Source organism: Neorhizobium phenanthreniclasticum (genome assembly GCF_040066075.1).
Taxonomy (GTDB): Bacteria; Pseudomonadota; Alphaproteobacteria; order Rhizobiales; family Rhizobiaceae; genus Neorhizobium; species Neorhizobium petrolearium.
Window position 1 is genome coordinate 1 of sequence record NZ_JBEAAL010000029.1, and the last position, 17,053, is coordinate 17,053.

Genomic DNA, 17,053 nt, shown 5'->3' on the forward strand with positions numbered 1-17,053 from the left:
CGCATGCGCCTTGATGAGATCACGCCGCGTCAGTTCTCCCTTCATCTGCGATACCCTCTTGCTCTTCGGAATGTTCAAAAACCATGTTCGCGGCGACCACGCCGTCAATCGCCGAGATTGCCGACAAAGCCGCACCCAGCTGGCCGCTGCTGTAACCTTCGATGACGACAACCATCTTGCCGTCCTGAACGCCGTGGACCTCGACACCGCTCATCTCGGATATTGCCCGGCGAACGCGTTCCTGGTCCTGCGGCTTCATCACGATCACCGCGCTGGACACGTAGTAGCGCTGCTTCCCTTCAGACATCGGATATCCCGCTGTTCCACGCGCATCGCGCCGACAGGGCAGACGCCTTGCATGCATTGCCACCGGTGACGGCTTCGTTGTCGTTATCCGGAAGGAGGAGGTCACCGCGTGCCGGTCGGGCGCCGATAACCTCGGCAGGACATCGTTCGGCCAGGACGCCGAATCCCGTGTCTGCATGGAACGGGTGGGGGCCAAAACCTCGAGGTCGGGCGCCCGTGTCTGACGTTATCCTGTCTGGCAGGATACGGTATCGGGTGAGGCGACGATCCTGCATGACGAGCCTCAATGACCGGGGGGACCGGGAGGGCCGCTGATGATCTGGTACATCCAGACCAGGAAGCCGTATCCGCCGACCACGCCAACGGCGACGATAGGCCAGATGCCAAAGGCCAGGATGACAAACGTTAAAAGTTCAGCGCGCCTGCGGGATTTTGGCGCTCCATCCTTCAGTTGCTCGGTGGAAAAATTGACCAATCAATCCTCCATGCTGCGCACTTGCTATGCAATCTAACATTGAATCGCTCAAAAAAAAGCCAAAAATGAAATGCGCATCGCCTTTTGGTTGCCGAATGCATGCATTGAAAAGCAGAGGGCTTCCTGTCACTCCCGGTCTGCATCTCTTTGCCTTGGCCTATTTGCGCAAGCGCAAAGACATCTGTTCTTTTCTTCTGAATCTGGCGGGGATGAAAGCCGATGTCCCAGTTCCCCGCCGCTACGCCAATCTTCAGGATTTTGTTGCCTTTCTGGAAAGCAGAGGGCGGCTGAAGCGGATATCTCGACCCGTATCGCTGGTTCATGAGATCACCGAAATTCATCGCCGGGTTCTTGTGGATCAGGGGCCTGCGCTGCTCTTCGAAAAGCCGGTCGATGCTTCCGGCAACGTCAAGCCGATCCCCCTCCTCGCCAATCTGTTCGGGACACGTGAGAGAATAGAATGGGGCCTCGGGCTTGAGGCAGGCGGCATCTCGGGACTTGCCGCTTTCCTGAGTGAATTGCGTGAACCGCAGCCGCCGAAATCGGTCCGTGATGCATGGCAGAAACTTCCGCTTCTGAAAGCCGCCCTCGCCCTGAACTCCCGTTCGACATCTCGCGTGCCTTGCCAGGAGATCGTCTGGCAAGGCACGGAAATCGATCTCGGCCGGTTGCCGATCCAGTCGTGCTGGCCCGGCGAGCCCGCCCCCCTCATTACATGGCCATTGGTGATCACGCGCGCGCCGGACGACCCGACGGATATCAATATCGGCATCTACCGGATGCAGAAGCTCGGCAAGGACCGCCTGATCATGCGCTGGCTGGCCCATCGGGGTGGCGCGAGACACCACCGTATGTGGCAGGCGCTCGGCCGCGACATGCCGGTGGCGGTCGTCATCGGTGCGGATCCGGCAACAATCCTCGCTGCCGTCATGCCGCTGCCGGAGAACCTGAGCGAGTTGAATTTCGCCGGTCTGTTGAAAGGCAGGCGGCAGGAGATCGCGCCGGCATTCTCTGTGCCGCTTCCGGTTCCCGCAGAGGCGGAAATTGTCCTCGAGGGCCTGGTTTCCGCTGCCGAAGTGGCCGAAGAGGGCCCCTACGGAGACCACACCGGATACTACAACGCCGCCGAGGCCTTTCCTGTTCTTTCCCTTTCGGCGATCACGATGCGCCGCAATCCGATTTATCTCTCCACCTATACCGGTCGCCCCCCGGATGAGCCATCCACGCTTGGTGAAGCCATGAGCGAGCTCTTCATCCCGCTGGTCAAGCGCCAGTTCCCCGAAATCCACGATCTCTGGCTCCCGCCGGAGGCCTGTTCATATCGGGCGATGGTCGTTTCGATCGACAAGCGCTATCCGGGGCATGCACGGCGGATCATGATGGGCCTTTGGTCGATCTTGCCGCAGTTCAGCTATACCAAGCTGATCGTCGTGGTGGATCGCGACATCGACGTCAGAAGCTGGCCGGATGTCATCTGGGCGCTTTCCACCCGCTTCGATGCCGGCCGCGACCTCATGATGGTGGATAAAACCCCGATCGATTACCTCGATTTTGCCTCTCCGCAGCCTGGGCTCGGTGGCAAGCTGGGGCTGGATGCCACGACCAAGATCGGTTCGGAAACAGCGAGGGAATGGGGACAGGTTCTCCAGATGTCCCCGGAAGTCGTGGGAAAGATCGACCGCATGTGGGCGTCCCTCGGCCTCGGCGGGGTCTCGCCATGACAACCCGATCATTTGCAGAGCTTCGAGCTGCGAGCGGCACCTGCGAGAGAACAAAAACCGGCCTCACCGCAATCCTGAAATCATCATCGACGAGGAGCACATCATGAGTGGAATTAACCCGGACAAGACGGTCGCCGCGTTCGCCACGGAACTGCCGGGTGCCGCCGAAATCTTTCGCCGTCACGGTATCAGCTTCTGCTGCGGCGGCGACATACCTCTGTCCATGGCGGCTGAACAGGCAGGTCTTGCGCCGGCCGCCCTGATCGCCGATCTGGAGGCCCTCGAGCAGGCATCGGGACGGGATGCGCCGCAGGAAACATTGGCCCTGATTGCGCACATCCTCAGCAGGTATCACGCCGCGCATCGCGAAGAGCTCGATTGGCTTATCCCTCTGGCCCAGAAAGTCGAGCGAGTGCATGCCGCTCACCCTTCCGCGCCGATCGGACTTTCAGAAACCTTGACGAGGCTGCGGGATGATCTGGAAGGCCATATGAAAAGGGAGGAGCAGGTGCTCTTTCCGATGATGCAGCGCGGCGGCAGCCCGATGATCACCCATCCGATCTCCGAAATGCGGCACGAGCATGAAGATGAAGCACAGCATCTGCAGGCCATCGAGCATGTGACGCACAGCCTTGCCCTGCCGGAAGGTGCCTGCAGATCCTGGACGGCGCTCTATACGGGATTGCGCAAATTCACCGACGACCTTGTCGTCCATATGCATCTCGAAAACGAAGTGCTGTTCCCAAGGTTTGAAACCGTGTCGTAGAATGTCAAAGCGCGTTGAAGCGGTAGATCCCGCCTCAATATCATCGACGAAGGAAAAGCGATGCATATCGAACGGGGCCCAAACGGGGACTTCATCTTGGAATCCGGTGAGCTCGCCGGTCGGTTCGGGCTATCAGGCGAAGACTTCCGGCAGAGAATCCGGCAAGGTCTCGTGAAAAGCATGGTGGAGCGTGGCGAAGCTGAGGACATCGGGACCTGCCGCCTCAGCGTTCGCCTTGGAAACCGCCTGTGGCGCGCCATCCTAAGCAACGAAGGCGAGGTCCGGGACGAAGCCATGACATTCGTTCGCGGAGGCGGCCGGGTTCGCGGGCCCTGACGCTGATGCAACCTCCAGTTCCTGGTGACAATGAGGGAATGAATATGCCTGCAGACGCAAACCTGAACACGCATGCTCTCGCCCAGCTCGAAAGGAACCACGAAGCTCTCATGGCGCTTTGCCTCGTCCTGGAAGAGATAGCTTTTGCGCTCCCGTCGGACGTGGACCGCGACGCCTGCCTGCGCGCGTCGCAGATCATGATTCCGCTTCTGCAGCAGACGCATCAGGTGGAGGAACGAATCCTGTTCCCGGATTTCGACAGGAATGCCGGCTCGCATTTCGCCGCCACGTTGATCGAGCGACTGAAAGCCGAGCACCGCTGCGACGTGCTGACCTGCGAGGAGGTATCGCTCACGCTGAAAGCGATGGCAGAAAGGCCCGACATCCCGCCTGAACAGGCCGTTCGTTACATGCTCCAGGGCTTCCTGGAAAGCGTCCGCAGACACGTTCTTTCCGAAAAACTGATCATCGAAGCACTTTTGGTCGCGGAGGCCGAAGGTCGCGAAGTTCTCGCCTAGCCAGGCTCGCCTCCGCGATACGAGTTCCCCTCACGCCGCGGCACGTCTTCCAATATCGGAGCCTATCTCCTCTCCGGTCTGAAACGCGCCGAGCTGTGCCCTCAGTTTCTCGGTCTCGCTTGCGAGAGACTGGGTGGCTGCGTTTGTCTGCTCGACCATCGATGCGTTCTGCTGCGTGATCTGGTCAAGCTGGCTGATTGTCGACGTGATTTCTGCAAGGGCCACCGATTGTTCGGCCGAGGATTGAACGATCGCCAAGACCTGCTGGTTGATCATCCGGACGTGGCGTTCGATACCGTCGAGCGCGGCCCCCGCCTGCCCGACCAGGGCGACTCCGCCGGAAACATCTCTCGAAGCGCTCGCAACAAGAGCCTTGATCTCGCGTGCCGCCGTTGCAGAGCGTTGAGCGAGTTCTCGCACTTCCTGAGCAACCACGGCAAATCCCTTTCCAGCCTCCCCGGCCCGGGCAGCTTCCACGCCGGCATTGAGGGCCAGGAGATTTGTCTGGAACGCGATCTCATCGATGACCCCGATAATCTGGCCGATCTGATGGGAAGACTTGGCAATCTCCTGCATGGCAGCAACCGTGTCGGCGACGACCTTTGCGGCCTGGGATGTATCGGAATTGGCGATCCCCACCGACTTCTTTGCCTCCTCGGCGCCGCTAGCCGACATTTTCACCGCCGTTGCCACTTCTTCCAGCGCCGCGGCGGCCTCTTCCAGAGCCGCGGCCTGGCCGACAGTCCTGCGGGCGAGGTCGTCGGCCGCTTCGTGCAGATCGGTGCAGGCATCGTTGATCGAGTTGGCGTTGCTGCCGGCAAGGAAGACAAGGCGTTCCAGAGTTTGAACCGATTGATTATATGTCAGCCGGAGCGGTTCGAGATTGGATGCCAGTTCCTCGGTGATACGATGGCCAAGATTGCCGCTGGCGAGCGCCTTGAGCCCGCCATCCAGTTGCCGCAAGGCATGTTCGAGTTCGCGGGACCGGGCGGCTCGCTCCTGCTCGATGAGCTCGGCCTCTTTCTGCCTCTCCGCAGCACGGCGCATCTGCTCCCGGTGATCAAGCTCCGCCCGTTCCCTGGCAGCCTCGATTGCGTGACGCACGGCAAGAGCCAGTGCTCCGATCTCATCCTTCGTATCGGCCGCAACTGACGCTTCACTGACTTCGCCTTCGGCCAGGCGCTGCACGGCTTCAGTGAGTTTTCTGAGCGGACGGACGACGCCCAGGCCTATCGATGTCGACAAGGCAAGCGCTGCCGCAATCGCCAGCGCCAGGACCGTTCCCATCGTTACGAGAGTCTCCAATTCCCGCTGCGCCAGAACCGCTGCCTTTTCGCGCAGGGATATCAGCATCTTTTTCTCGATTACTCGTAGAGCATTGATGCGTTCGGTCGCCGCCTTATGCCATTGTGCCGCGTTCCAGCTCGACAGATCCGCATCCGTGCCGGAGCTGAGCAACCGCTGGCGCATCGACGCAAGCATCGTATCGCTGTCCGGACGAACTGCCTCGATATCCTGGGCGAGGTCCGGGTGGTTCACCTTGAACCCTTCGAGCAATATCGACTGGCTGCCATAGAGAAGGGAAAGCCTCAGAAGCGCTGCAGCATCGATATGCCCCGACGAGATCGCGGCATTGCCGAGTGCCCGCTCCTGCCCCGCGAACTCCTTCGCCTGGGAGAGCTGGTTATAGGCGGCGATCTCCGTTGAAAGCCCGCTGTCGGTATTCTGTGCCGCCAGAGTACGCGGTATCGCGAGAAATTGTCCGATCAGACGGGTGTAGAACGTGCTGCTTTCATCCGAGGTCATACCGATCCGATCGATTCTCCGTCGGACATCGGTCAAGGCCTGAAGCTCCTCGCGCCGTATCGTCGGGCCGCCGAGATCCGCCTGCGCGACAACCGAAATCCACTGATCGGAGTCCAGCCGTACCTTTTTCAGGTGCTCCCCGGCGCCTGCGGCTTTTCCGCCAAGGATCGCTGCACTCTCCCCGCGCTCGATCTGCAGTTGATGAACGGCTTCTCCGACATGGGAGATATACTCGGTGACATCGACCAGATGCGCGGTGTCACGGTAGGTGCTGAGGCCGCTGTCGATCCTGTCATAGGAAAGCCCGGTGGCGAGAAGAAGCGGAATACAGACGGAGAGCAGGATTCTCTTGGTGATTGCGACATCAGACAAACGCATGAACAAAGGTTCCGGAGCGATGCCGGCCTCATGCCGAAATGCCGCAATTCATTCCCGGCCTTTTTATGCTACCACACGCGCCGCTCGCCTCTTTGCCGCAGCGCAAACAACCCAGCATTCAGCCGCCGGGCAAAACTATCCGCACCCCATTGGCAAATCTTGCTTGCGGATCAGCACGGCCATGAGCCCGAACCCGTTCGACCGGAACTGTCGTTTGTCTTTGCGCTAGCTCAAACACCGCCCCTCCTGCAGTCGATAGCCTAAGCCCGCATTTCAGCAGGATGTGTCAATATGGAATTTCCCCGCTTGCTCGCCATTCCCCTGAACTACATGCCGCTTGCGGCGATTGAACGAGCGACGGGAATGCTGTTCCAGCGGGTGTTGAAGGAGCATCCGGATCTCTTCGAACGGCTGGGGGAGCACAAGGCGAAACGCTTCGCCTTTCTGCCGGGCGACCTGCCGCTCGCCTTTATCGTGGAGCCGGCCCGGCCGGCGATCTGCGTCATCAGAAAGTCGGCAATGCAGAGCGCGGTTGATGCCTCGGTGGAAGGGCCGCTCTTCATCTTGCTTGCACTGCTCGAAGGCCGTTGCGATGCCGATGCATTGTTCTTCTCGCGCGATCTTTCCATCACAGGAGACATGGAGGCCATGCTTGCGATGCGGAATGCGCTCGACGACGCCGACATCGACCTGCCGCGTGACCTGTCCGCCCTCGCCGGTCCTCTCGCTCCGGTCTTCGGAAAGTTGGCTGAAGGCATTCGCCGTCGTGCACTTGCCGACGAGGTCTCCGCATGGAACTGATCTGCCCGGCCGGAACGCCCGCGGCCTTCCGCGAGGCCGTCGATGCAGGAGCCGACGCCGTTTACTGCGGCTTCCGTGACGAGACCAACGCCCGCAATTTTCCCGGCCTCAATTTCAGTCGCGACGAACTGCGCACGGCGATCGATTATGCCCGTCGCCACGGCACGCAGACCTTTGTTGCCCTCAATACCTTCATGCGCGCCGGGAACGAAGAGATATGGTATCGCGCTGCCGCCAACGCGGTCGCGCTTGGCGCCGATGCCTTGATCCTCGCGGATTTCGGCCTGATGGCGCATGTGACGGAGCGTTATCCCGAACAGCGGCTGCATGTCTCGGTCCAGGCTTCCGCCTCGAACGCGGATGCGATCAATTTTCTGGTCGATGCGTTCAATGCCAAACGGGTCGTCCTGCCGAGGACGCTAACCATCGCCGACATCGCTCGCATTGCGCCGCAGATTCGTTGCGAGATCGAGGTCTTCGTGTTCGGCGGGCTTTGCGTCATGGCCGAGGGGCGCTGTTCTCTATCCTCCTATGCCACCGGAAAATCGCCAAACATGAACGGCGTCTGCTCGCCGGCAAGCCACGTGCGTTACCGTCAGGAAGGCAACGAGCTGGTTTCGGAGCTTGGTGATTATACCATCAATCGCTTCCCCGCCGGCGAGGCGGCCGGTTACCCCACTCTCTGCAAGGGCCGCTTCGATATCGCCGACAGTCGCGCCTATGCTTTCGAGGACCCGGTTTCTCTCGATGTGATGGGCGAGATCGATGCGCTTGCCGCCGCGGGTGTCAGCGCTTTGAAGATCGAGGGCCGCCAGCGCGGCAAGGCCTATGTCGCCGAGGTCGTGTCGACCCTGAAGAGGGCGTTGTCGGCCGATCCTACCAAGCGAGCCGCATTGCTTGCCGGCCTGCGTAACCTGAGCGAAGGCCAGAAGACCACATCTGGCGCCTATGAGAAGCGCTGGAGATGAGCATGAGCCGCACCGTCCCGCCCTCCTTGACGATGGGACCTGTCTATTATCTTTGGGATGGCCCCAAATGGCGCGATTTTCATTTCCGCATCGCCGACGAAGCGCCGGTGGATCGCGTGGTGATTGGCGAGACCGTTTGCTCCAAGCGCCAGCATTTCATCGAACCCCACATCGCCGAGGTGATAGAGCGGCTTGAAGCGGCCGGAAAGAGTGTGGTTCTGTCGACGCTGTCGCTCGTCACGCTGGAGCGGGAAAGCCGTCAGATCCGGGAACTCGTTTCCGACAGCGAGCATCTGATCGAAGCCAACGACCTTTCCGCCCTGGGGCTCCTGAATGGCAGGCCTCACAGCATCGGCCCATTGGTCAATGTCTATAATGCAGCGACGGCCAAACTGCTCGCTGACCGCGGTGCGACCGCGATCTGTCTGCCGCCGGAACTGCCTTTCGCATCCGTCGAGAAGATCATTGCCGACAGTCCCGGCATCGCATTCGAGGTGTTCGCCTTCGGCCGAATGCCGCTCGCGATTTCGGCGCGATGCGCGCATGCCAGATCCAAGGGAAGGATCAAGGACAATTGCCAGTTCGTGTGCGGAGAAGACCCGGACGGCCTGCCGGTGAAAACCCTTGACCGTCAGTCTTTCCTCGCCCTGAACGGGGTGCAGACCGTTTCCCATACCTGTCAGGCGCTCCTGGGTGAACTCGCAAGCCTCTCCGCATGCGGCGTTTCGGCAATCCGACTGTCGCCCCAGGACTGCAACATGGTGGCGGTCGCAAAGCTCTACCGCGCCGTGCTCGATGACACGCTGGATGCAGACGAGGCGATCGCGCTGCTGCGCGAGATCTATCCGATGGCCCCGCTTTCGAACGGTTTTCATCATGCGCGCGAAGGAGCTGCATGGGTCGCACGTGCCCGCAATACGGCCCATGGCGTGGGCCTGGACTAATCTGGCTAAGCAATGTGCGACCGACGCGATGGTTGAAGCACGTCCCGTCAGGGCGTGATCAAGCACGAAGGAAAACAAGCGGACCCGCGCCCATCAGAGCGGCATGCCCTTCCGCAAGAAGCCAGAAGACGAGCACGATGGTGCAAAGCATGGCCGCGGCCATCGGCCTGTCGATCCTGAGCCTGGCTCGACCTTTGATGGCTGCTGCGAACGGAATGACGGAGGTTTGCGAAGAGGCCACCGGCCATCTGGTTTCGAATGCGCGACGCGCCCTTCTTTCGAGCATGAGGAACCCGCCGGCAGAGAAGAAGGCAAAGCCCCCGAACAGGAGGAGCGAACGCAGATCTCCGTTGGGCGGGATATGCCCGATCGACCAGCACAGGAAACCCCATAGAACCGGATGGCGCGTCACGGCCACGATGGCGTCCGGTTCGCCTTTCTTCCTGAACGAAATCGAAAAGGGATTCCGGCTGAAAAGGCCGGCCAGAACCAGGAACAGCCCGATCGGCGAGAGCAGGAGCGTGCACCAGGCCTGCCATGGCTCCGGCTGCCAGACTTCTACGTAATCGAGGCTCAGGGCGGAAAGGAAAAGCCAGGCAAGAGCCGCGGTGGAAACGACGGAATAGGCGGCGATATAACTTCCGTGCCCCATCCATCCGATCAGCGTGCCACGGATCCGCGGCACCGCCGGTATGGAGTGCAGGGCGACGAACGCCGTAAACGCCAAAAGGAACTCCGGCATGGCAGGACTGCTACTGTTGCCAGAAGAGAACGCCGGCAATGGCAACTGAAAAGACAACAGCCGCCAGCGAGCTGTACCCCTGCAGCACCCCCATGCGCTTCAGTGCGATGGCGAATATGACAATGATCGGAGCGGCCATCACGAGGCCGATTTGAGCGTCAGACATGACAGATCCTTGGGTTTTGCCCTGATCCTAAGCCCTCCATCTCTCGTTTCTTTGCGATATGACAAAGAGCGGCGCCTGATTTGCCTTCATCTTCGGCCCCGAAAATAACGGAGACATGAGAATGGCGGTAATCCCGGCGACCGACGAGGCGGACGAAGGCAGCGACCTTCTTCTCTGGGTACTGGTATGGGGGGAGCTTGCAGCATTCGGTATCCTGCTGATCGGCTATCTCGTCATGTCGATGCTTCACCCGGAAAGCTTTGCGCTTGCAAAGCTCCACCTCACACCTCGGCTGGCAGGATTCAACACCGTCGTGCTCCTGGCGAGCAGCTGGCAGGCCGCGCTTGCGGCGAACTCTCAGGACAAACCCCGCCGACAGCGCCTCTCCCTGTTGCTCGCCGCGGCATTGGGTTTCCTCTTCGTGGCGTTGAAATTCGTCGAGTACAGTTCCGAATGGACCGCTGCCGGCGATGAGAATCTTCAAACCTTTTTCGAACTCTATTTTCTCATCACCGGCTTCCACCTGGCGCATGTGGCTTTCGTAGCGGCTCTTTTCGTGCTGGCGGCGATTAGACTGGAGCGCTCGACAATCGTCATCCTGACGACCGTCTGGCATGTCATAGACATCGTCTGGCTGGTGATGTTCCCCTTGATCTACCTGAGCTAGGGTCGGGAGGCCGGAATGAACGATTCGAAACTCTTCGGCAGCGCGAATTGGGTCTTGATGCTCGGCATCGTTGGCGCGCTGATCGCGGCCCAGTGGAAGCAGGAGGCGATCCCGATGATCGCGTTCACGGCCATCCTGGTCATGACGGTCGCGAAAGTGCGGCTCATCGTGCTCGACTTCATGAGCCTGCGCGGAACCCGGCCTCTCCTGGCCCGTGCGCTGATGATCTGGCCGACCTTCTTCGCGGCTCTCTCCCTGGGCAAGGCCGTGCTGGCGGCTGTTCTCTAGGCAAACCTGAGCTCCCCTCTCAAGCCGGCGCGTGCCCTGACCGCAGGCGCGGCCGTCATTGCTCCCTACCGGGTGCCAAGGAAAGCCGGCCCTCGCCTTTCGAGATTGCGGTCTCTCGAAGCTCCGACTTTTTGTTTGGGAAAGCGCAAAGAACCCATCCCGGAATCCTCGCATAGAAGCTCCACGGGTCATCGTCCGCATCCGCGGCTCGATTCCCGAATTTGCCAAAGGCATCCGCACATAGGGGACATCAGGATGGCAGAACGCCTCACGAAGACCGGGGCACGCAACGTCTTTTACGGCGGCTCCGCGTTCTTCTTCGCAATCTTTCTGGGGCTCACCGCCCACAGCCACTACTACATGCGAACCACCTCCACGGACGAGGCCACGCTGACGGATTCCGTCGCGCGCGGCAAACACGTCTGGGAAAAAAACTCCTGTATCAACTGCCACACCCTTCTCGGCGAAGGCGCCTATTTCGCGCCGGAAGTGGGCAATGTGTGGAAGCGCTGGGGCGGCGATACAGACCCGGACACCGCCCGCGCCACCCTGAAAGCATGGATGGCCTCACAGCCGAGCGGAATCGAAGGCAGGCGGCAGATGCCGCAGTTCAATCTGACGGAACAGGAACTCGACGATCTGGCTGACTTCCTCGAATGGACCAGCAAGATCAAGACCCAGAACTGGCCGCCGAACGATGCCGGCTGATCTGACGGGAAGGAAAGACACATGAAATATCAGACACAAAAGGTCGCAATGCTGTATTTCTACGGCGCGCTCGGCCTCTTCATCGCTCAGGTCCTGTTCGGCGTGCTTGCAGGTACCATCTACGTCTTGCCGAATACGCTCGCCGAACTTCTGCCGTTCAACATCGTGCGCATGGTGCACACCAATGCGCTGATCGTCTGGCTGCTCATCGGCTTCATGGGCGCCACCTTCTATCTTCTGCCGGAGGAGGCCGAGACGGAACTATATAGTCCGAAACTCGCCATCGCCCAGCTCTGGATCTTCCTGGGCGCCGCGGCGGTGGCCGTCGTCGGATATCTCTTCAAGATCCATGAAGGCCGCGAATTTCTGGAACAACCCTTCATCATCAAGGTCGGCATCGTCGTCGTCTGCCTGATGTTCCTGTTCAATATCACTATGACGGTATTGAAGGGCCGCAAGACGGTCGTCACGAACATCCTGATCTTCGGCCTCTGGGGTGTCGCGATCTTCTTCCTGTTCTCCTTCTACAACCCCGCCAATCTGGCTCTCGACAAGATGTATTGGTGGTATGTCGTCCACCTGTGGGTCGAAGGGGTCTGGGAGCTGATCATGGCTTCCGTCCTCGCCTTCCTGATGATCAAGCTCAACGGCATCGACCGCGAAGTCGTCGAGAAGTGGCTTTATGTCATCGTCGGGCTTGCCCTGTTCTCAGGCATTCTCGGCACCGGCCACCATTTCTACTGGATCGGCGCGCCGGGCTACTGGCAGTGGATCGGCTCGCTCTTCTCGACGCTTGAAGTGGCGCCCTTCTTCACCATGGTCATCTTCACGTTCGTGATGACCTGGAAGGCCGGCCGCAAGCATCCGAACCGCGCCGCGCTCCTCTGGTCGATCGGCTGCTCGGTCATGGCCTTCTTCGGAGCGGGCGTCTGGGGCTTCCTGCATACGCTGTCGTCGGTCAATTACTACACCCACGGCACGCAGGTCACCGCGGCCCATGGCCACCTCGCCTTCTTCGGCGCTTACGTCATGCTGAACCTCGCCGTCATGGCCTACGCGGTTCCGGAAATCCGGGGTCGCAGCCCGTACAACCAGTGGCTTTCGATCGTCAGCTTCTGGATCATGTGCACGGCCATGTCGGTGATGACCTTCGCGCTGACCTTTGCGGGTGTCCTTCAGGTGCATCTCCAGCGCGTCCTGGGCGAAGGCTATATGGATGTCCAGGACCAGTTGGCGATCTTCTACTGGATCCGCCTCGGCTCGGGCGTCTTCGTGCTGATCTCCGCGCTGATGTTTCTCTGGGCCTTGTTCGTCCCTGGCCGCGAGAAAAACCTTGCTGGCAGCGCAAGCATCCAGCCGGCCGAATGATGCGATGCGGCTCCATCTCCCGATGGAGCTGCTCCCCCTCTAAAGATCAAGGATACCCCAATGAACGCGACCCCTCAGGTCAAAACCGCAGATGCCGGGCAGGTCCCTCACTACGTTCCTGCAGGAAACGAATGCGAATTGTTCGAGACGGCATGGAAGCGGCAGCTTCCGCTTCTTCTGAAAGGCCCGACCGGCTGCGGCAAGACCCGCTTCGTCAGCCATATGGCGGAACGGCTCGAATTGCCGCTCTCCACCGTCTCCTGCCATGACGATCTGACGGCGGCCGATCTGACCGGCCGCTTTCTTCTGAAAGGCGGCGAGACCGTCTGGGTCGACGGGCCGCTGACAAGATCGGTCCGTGGCGGCGGTATCTGCTATCTCGATGAGATCGTCGAGGCGAGAAAGGATGTCGCCGTCGTCATCCACCCGCTGACGGACGACCGGCGCATCCTGCCTCTCGAAAGAACGGGAGAAGTGCTGGAGGCCCCCTCGGAGTTCATGCTGGTCGTCTCCTATAATCCCGGCTACCAGAATATTCTCAAGACGTTGAAGCCTTCGACCAAGCAGCGCTTCATCGCTATCGAATTCGATTTCCTGCCTCGGGAACAGGAGGTCGCAATCGTTGCGGCAGAAAGCGGCCTTGCGGAGCGGCATGTCGTGCCGCTGGTTACCCTTGCCCACCGCCTGCGGGCGCTCAAGGGGCACGATCTCGAAGAAGGCGTTTCGACGCGCCTGCTCGTCTATTGCGCCTCGCTCATCGAAAGCGGCCTGAAGCCGCGTGACGCGATCCGTGCCGCCCTGATCGAGCCACTGACAGATGATCCGGATGTGCGGGCGGCGCTGTTCGAAGTCGCAAATGCGGTCGTAGCTTGAGGACAGATCAATGCTGGACTTCCTCGAACTGGAAGAAACCGTCGGCAAGGCCTGGCATCGGCTGATCGGCCAGACGCGCAGCACGCCGCGATATCCGGAACACGCGGTCGCATTGGACGAGATCAAGCCGATGCTCGCCTCCTGCTTCCGCGGCTTCGGCGGCGATCACGCCGTCCAGCTCGTTGCTGCCCATCAGCGCACGTCGAAACATAGGCTGAAGCTTCGCCAGCTCGTCGGGCTGGGCGAGGAGCGGCTTGCCCGGTCCGGCCGGGATTTTGCACGGGCAATGCTGCCAGAGGTCATCGACTTCTTTCCCGATCGCAGCCTCAACCGCGAGCTGTTCATCTGGTTGACCGCCGCCGTGGCCATGCTGCCGGAGGCACAGCCCACGTCGGCCGATCCCCTTATCCGCGATCTTGAGCGGCTGCACCTTTCCACGACCAACGTGGAAGCCGCCCTAGCCGCCTTCCCCGGGCTGCGTCCGGCCTATCGACGCCTTTGCGCGGCAACACTTGCGGAACGCCATCGCGGCAAGCTTCCGGCGGTCGAACAGCTTCTGGAAAACAGGATCGTCAGCCTTCTTCGCACCGGCGCGGGCCTGCCCGACGATCTGCCCAAAGCGATATTCCCGCACCATGCCCCGCCCGGCTATCAGCCGATGATGGATGTGCCGCTCTGGCCGGAATTCTTCCAGCAGGAGGAAAGCCGCTCCTCGGCCACGGATTCGGAAGCCCCGCTCGGCGATCCGCAAGGGTCGAATGGAGGACGCCGCTTTGCCGCCCAACGGGAGCGTGAAGACGAGAAGCGTTCCGACCGGAGCCCCTTCATCCTGAACCGTTTCGAAAAGATCCTGGCGATGGCCGAAATGGTCAATGTCGACCGGCCGACCGACGACACGCCCGATGAGGATGGAAAGGCTGCCGAGGATCTCGACGAGATGGTCCTCGGGCATCGGCGGGAACGTCCCTCATCCCGTTTCCGCTTCGATCTCGACCTTCCGCCCGAAATGGTCGACCTCCAGGAAATCGCCGCCGATCTGACCTATCCCGAATGGGATTACCGGAAGGCCGCCTATCTGAAGAACCATTGCCGGGTTCTTGCCGTTCCGGTGGCGGTCTCCGGCGATCGCCTTTCCATGTCGAACGACACGAAGGCGTTGGTCAGAAAGGTGCGCAAGCAGTTCGAGATCCTGCGCCCTCGCCAGGAACTCCTCAAATCACAGCTTGACGGAGCGGAGCTCGATCTCGATGCGGTTGTCCGGCGCCGGACCGACCTCGTGGCCGGTGGACAGGGCACGGACCGCATTCACATCACGAGCCAGCCGCGCAACCCCGATCTTACGGTCACCATACTCGTCGACGTCTCCCTTTCCACCGACGCATGGATCGACAACCGGCGGGTCCTGGACGTCGAGAAGGAAGCGCTTCTCGTCCTCTCGCAAGGTTTGACCGGCTGCGACACGGATCACTCCATCCTGACCTTCACGTCGCGGCGCCGCTCCTGGGTGCGGGTCGAGACCGTGAAAGGGTTCGATGAGCGGCTTTCTCCGGGTGTCGAGGATCGTATCGCCGGGCTGAAGCCCGGATATTACACACGTCTTGGAGCCGCCATGAGACATGCGACCGCCGAACTGGCAAAACGCCCCAACCGGACGCGCCTGCTTCTCGTCCTGACCGACGGCAAGCCGAACGACATCGATCACTACGAGGGCCGTTTCGCGCTGGAGGATAGTCGCCGCGCCGTGCAGGAAGCGCGTCGCCAGGGTGTAAACGTATTCGCCGTGACGGTGGACCAGGACGCAAAATCCTATCTGCCGACGATGTTCGGCCGCAACGGCTATGCGGTTGTCGGAAACATTTCGAAACTGCCGGCGGCCTTGCCCGCCATCTATCGCGGCCTGACGGGCTAGAGAACCCGGCCGCGCGGAGGTTCGGCCGCGGCGGATTGCCGAACCTCCACCTCTCCACTCTGAACCAGCGCCTGTCCCGCTTATCGAAATGGTCTGCCGTTCTGTTCCGATAGACCTCGAACGCTAATCCCGATCTTCGCCTTCGCCTTGTGCGCGTATGCGGTTATCGGCGGCATCAATGGCCAGCCGACGCTGTTCTCCTCCGCCGACAAGGTGCAGGCCGGCAGCCAGGTTGACGACGACGCAGGAGTGGTTCGGATAGATGAGCAGCCGGTCACCGATCGCAAGATCGGTCGCGCCGCGCGCGACCATGCCGTGCTCCTCGGAGAGCCGCGTGACGATCAACGGTGTTTCAAGCTCATCCGACCAGGCTTCCCCAAAGGCAGTGCCGGTACCGACGCTGTGGGGACCGAGATCGGAACTCAGCGTCTTCGAGCCGGCATCGATGATATAGACGTCGCGATTGGCCGAAATGATCGTTGTCGCGACCGCCAGCGCAATCTCCGAGCGCGTGGCGATTCCGAGCCTGACGGCGGTGAGATCGAGGAAGACGTAATTGCCGGGCCGGGCTTCGTCGATGCCCTCGAAGCCGTCATTGCAGAGCATCGTCGGGGTACTGCCGATCGAGATGCGCGGCACGTCGATCCCCCTGCCACGCAAGGCCTCGCGGAAGCGCAGCAGCGTCTCGCGTTCGTCAGCCGCTACCTTGCGGACGCCGTCCGGATTGCCGGCGCCATAGGCGTGTCCGGCATGGGAGAGTAGCCCCATGAAGCGGTGCTTCGAGCGTGCCAATCTGTCCGCCAGCACGAGGCTTTCGGAGTTCTCCGGATCGACACCGCAGCGGTGCAGACCGACATCGACCTTGAGGAATACGCCGCCTGCCCTGCCCGTCTCGACCGCGGCCTGTTCCAGGACATCAAGCCCGAAGCTGCTATCCACGATGAAGCGCAATTCCGCATCGCGATCGGCCGCGAGCTTCAGGAGGCCCGCGACTTGCCCCGGCGTGATCATCGGATAGGCGACGGTGACCGGCGAAATGCCCGCCCGGATGAAAACGGCGGCTTCGGCGGCATGAGAGGCAGTGATGCCGCGGGCTCCGGCCGCAAGCTGTCGTCGGGCGATCGCCACCGATTTGTGCGTCTTGATATGCGGATGCAGTTCCACCCGGTTACCAACGATCGACTGCATGCGGGCGATATTGGCGTCGAGCCGCGGTTCATCGACCACGACGCAGGGTGTTTGCAGGTCTTCAGCGCCGGCAAAGGCTTTCCGCGTCCCATCGGCTGAAACATTCAATGGGTCGTGCATGGCGC

At 61.0% G+C, this 17,053-nt stretch carries 19 protein-coding genes; 13 read left to right on the top strand and 6 right to left on the bottom strand.

What is annotated here, in order from left to right; translation table 11 throughout:
* Positions 1 to 19 precede the first annotated feature (19 nt).
* Entirely contained in the window at positions 20 to 307 is a 288-nt protein-coding gene (locus ABK249_RS27270) for a chaperone NapD (RefSeq protein ID WP_037145468.1), read from the bottom strand.
* A 282-nt stretch (positions 308 to 589) separates the two neighbouring features.
* Positions 590 to 757: a periplasmic nitrate reductase, NapE protein gene (gene napE / locus ABK249_RS27275; RefSeq protein WP_037146038.1), complete on the bottom strand. Its 168-nt coding sequence runs from the start codon at positions 755 to 757 to the stop codon at positions 590 to 592.
* A gap of 233 nt (positions 758 to 990) precedes the next feature.
* On the opposite strand from napE, the gene ABK249_RS27280 reads away from it, so the two are divergent.
* From ABK249_RS27280 to ABK249_RS27295, 4 genes are all read left to right on the top strand, one after another.
* Positions 991 to 2,502 carry a UbiD family decarboxylase gene (locus ABK249_RS27280; protein ID WP_227705811.1) on the top strand — a complete coding sequence of 504 codons (1,512 nt, stop codon included), beginning with the start codon at positions 991 to 993 and terminating at the stop codon, positions 2,500 to 2,502.
* 103 nt (positions 2,503 to 2,605) lie between these two features.
* Entirely contained in the window at positions 2,606 to 3,268 is a 663-nt protein-coding gene (gene ric / locus ABK249_RS27285; RefSeq protein ID WP_227705810.1) for an iron-sulfur cluster repair di-iron protein, read from the top strand.
* Between the two features lie 60 nt (positions 3,269 to 3,328).
* A complete protein-coding gene (locus ABK249_RS27290) occupies positions 3,329 to 3,604 on the top strand; it encodes a DUF6522 family protein (protein WP_037145465.1) in 276 nt (91 codons plus the stop codon).
* 44 nt (positions 3,605 to 3,648) lie between these two features.
* Complete coding sequence (locus ABK249_RS27295; protein ID WP_037146033.1) at positions 3,649 to 4,122, top strand: hemerythrin domain-containing protein; 474 nt, start codon at positions 3,649 to 3,651, stop codon at positions 4,120 to 4,122.
* Positions 4,123 to 4,152: 30 nt separating this feature from the next.
* Here the strand turns inward: ABK249_RS27295 and ABK249_RS27300 are convergent, their stop codons facing one another.
* Positions 4,153 to 6,306, bottom strand: a complete 2,154-nt coding sequence (locus tag ABK249_RS27300; protein WP_227705809.1) for a methyl-accepting chemotaxis protein — start codon at positions 6,304 to 6,306, stop codon at positions 4,153 to 4,155.
* Positions 6,307 to 6,597: 291 nt separating this feature from the next.
* On the opposite strand from ABK249_RS27300, the gene ubiT reads away from it, so the two are divergent.
* From ubiT to ubiV, 3 genes are read left to right on the top strand one after another with little or no spacing between them, the layout of a single operon-like run.
* The gene (gene ubiT, locus ABK249_RS27305; protein WP_227705808.1) at positions 6,598 to 7,107 is read left to right on the top strand and encodes a ubiquinone anaerobic biosynthesis accessory factor UbiT; all 510 of its coding nucleotides are present in this window, start codon (positions 6,598 to 6,600) and stop codon (positions 7,105 to 7,107) included.
* Positions 7,098 to 8,075 (top strand): ubiquinone anaerobic biosynthesis protein UbiU, encoded by a 978-nt coding sequence (ubiU, locus tag ABK249_RS27310; RefSeq protein WP_348864600.1) that lies wholly within the window; start codon positions 7,098 to 7,100, stop codon positions 8,073 to 8,075. Before ubiT ends, ubiU begins: the two co-directional genes overlap by 10 nt.
* Before the next feature lie 2 nt (positions 8,076 to 8,077).
* Positions 8,078 to 9,019 carry a ubiquinone anaerobic biosynthesis protein UbiV gene (gene ubiV / locus ABK249_RS27315; RefSeq protein WP_348864601.1) on the top strand — a complete coding sequence of 314 codons (942 nt, stop codon included), beginning with the start codon at positions 8,078 to 8,080 and terminating at the stop codon, positions 9,017 to 9,019.
* 58 nt (positions 9,020 to 9,077) lie between these two features.
* On the opposite strand, the gene ABK249_RS27320 is transcribed toward ubiV, so the two are convergent.
* Both ABK249_RS27320 and ABK249_RS27325 read right to left on the bottom strand, forming a co-directional pair.
* Positions 9,078 to 9,761, bottom strand: coding sequence for an NnrU family protein (locus tag ABK249_RS27320; protein ID WP_348864602.1), 684 nt, complete (start codon positions 9,759 to 9,761; stop codon positions 9,078 to 9,080).
* 10 nt (positions 9,762 to 9,771) lie between these two features.
* Positions 9,772 to 9,927 (bottom strand): hypothetical protein, encoded by a 156-nt coding sequence (locus ABK249_RS27325; protein WP_200883902.1) that lies wholly within the window; start codon positions 9,925 to 9,927, stop codon positions 9,772 to 9,774.
* Between the two features lie 115 nt (positions 9,928 to 10,042).
* Between ABK249_RS27325 and ABK249_RS27330 the strand changes: the two genes are divergently transcribed.
* From ABK249_RS27330 to ABK249_RS27355, 6 genes are all read left to right on the top strand, one after another.
* Positions 10,043 to 10,594, top strand: a complete 552-nt coding sequence (locus ABK249_RS27330) for a cytochrome c oxidase subunit 3 (protein WP_037145457.1) — start codon at positions 10,043 to 10,045, stop codon at positions 10,592 to 10,594.
* A gap of 15 nt (positions 10,595 to 10,609) precedes the next feature.
* Entirely contained in the window at positions 10,610 to 10,882 is a 273-nt protein-coding gene (locus ABK249_RS27335; protein WP_037145456.1) for a cytochrome C oxidase subunit IV family protein, read from the top strand.
* A gap of 255 nt (positions 10,883 to 11,137) precedes the next feature.
* The gene (locus ABK249_RS27340; protein WP_037145455.1) at positions 11,138 to 11,590 is read left to right on the top strand and encodes a c-type cytochrome; all 453 of its coding nucleotides are present in this window, start codon (positions 11,138 to 11,140) and stop codon (positions 11,588 to 11,590) included.
* A 21-nt stretch (positions 11,591 to 11,611) separates the two neighbouring features.
* Positions 11,612 to 12,958 carry a nitric-oxide reductase large subunit gene (locus ABK249_RS27345; RefSeq protein WP_348864603.1) on the top strand — a complete coding sequence of 449 codons (1,347 nt, stop codon included), beginning with the start codon at positions 11,612 to 11,614 and terminating at the stop codon, positions 12,956 to 12,958.
* Positions 12,959 to 13,018: 60 nt separating this feature from the next.
* Positions 13,019 to 13,831 (top strand): CbbQ/NirQ/NorQ/GpvN family protein, encoded by an 813-nt coding sequence (locus ABK249_RS27350; protein WP_348864604.1) that lies wholly within the window; start codon positions 13,019 to 13,021, stop codon positions 13,829 to 13,831.
* A 10-nt stretch (positions 13,832 to 13,841) separates the two neighbouring features.
* The gene (locus tag ABK249_RS27355; protein WP_227705803.1) at positions 13,842 to 15,740 is read left to right on the top strand and encodes a nitric oxide reductase activation protein NorD; all 1,899 of its coding nucleotides are present in this window, start codon (positions 13,842 to 13,844) and stop codon (positions 15,738 to 15,740) included.
* Positions 15,741 to 15,863: 123 nt separating this feature from the next.
* On the opposite strand, the gene ABK249_RS27360 is transcribed toward ABK249_RS27355, so the two are convergent.
* Positions 15,864 to 17,048 carry an alanine racemase gene (locus tag ABK249_RS27360; protein ID WP_348864605.1) on the bottom strand — a complete coding sequence of 395 codons (1,185 nt, stop codon included), beginning with the start codon at positions 17,046 to 17,048 and terminating at the stop codon, positions 15,864 to 15,866.
* Positions 17,049 to 17,053 lie beyond the last annotated feature (5 nt).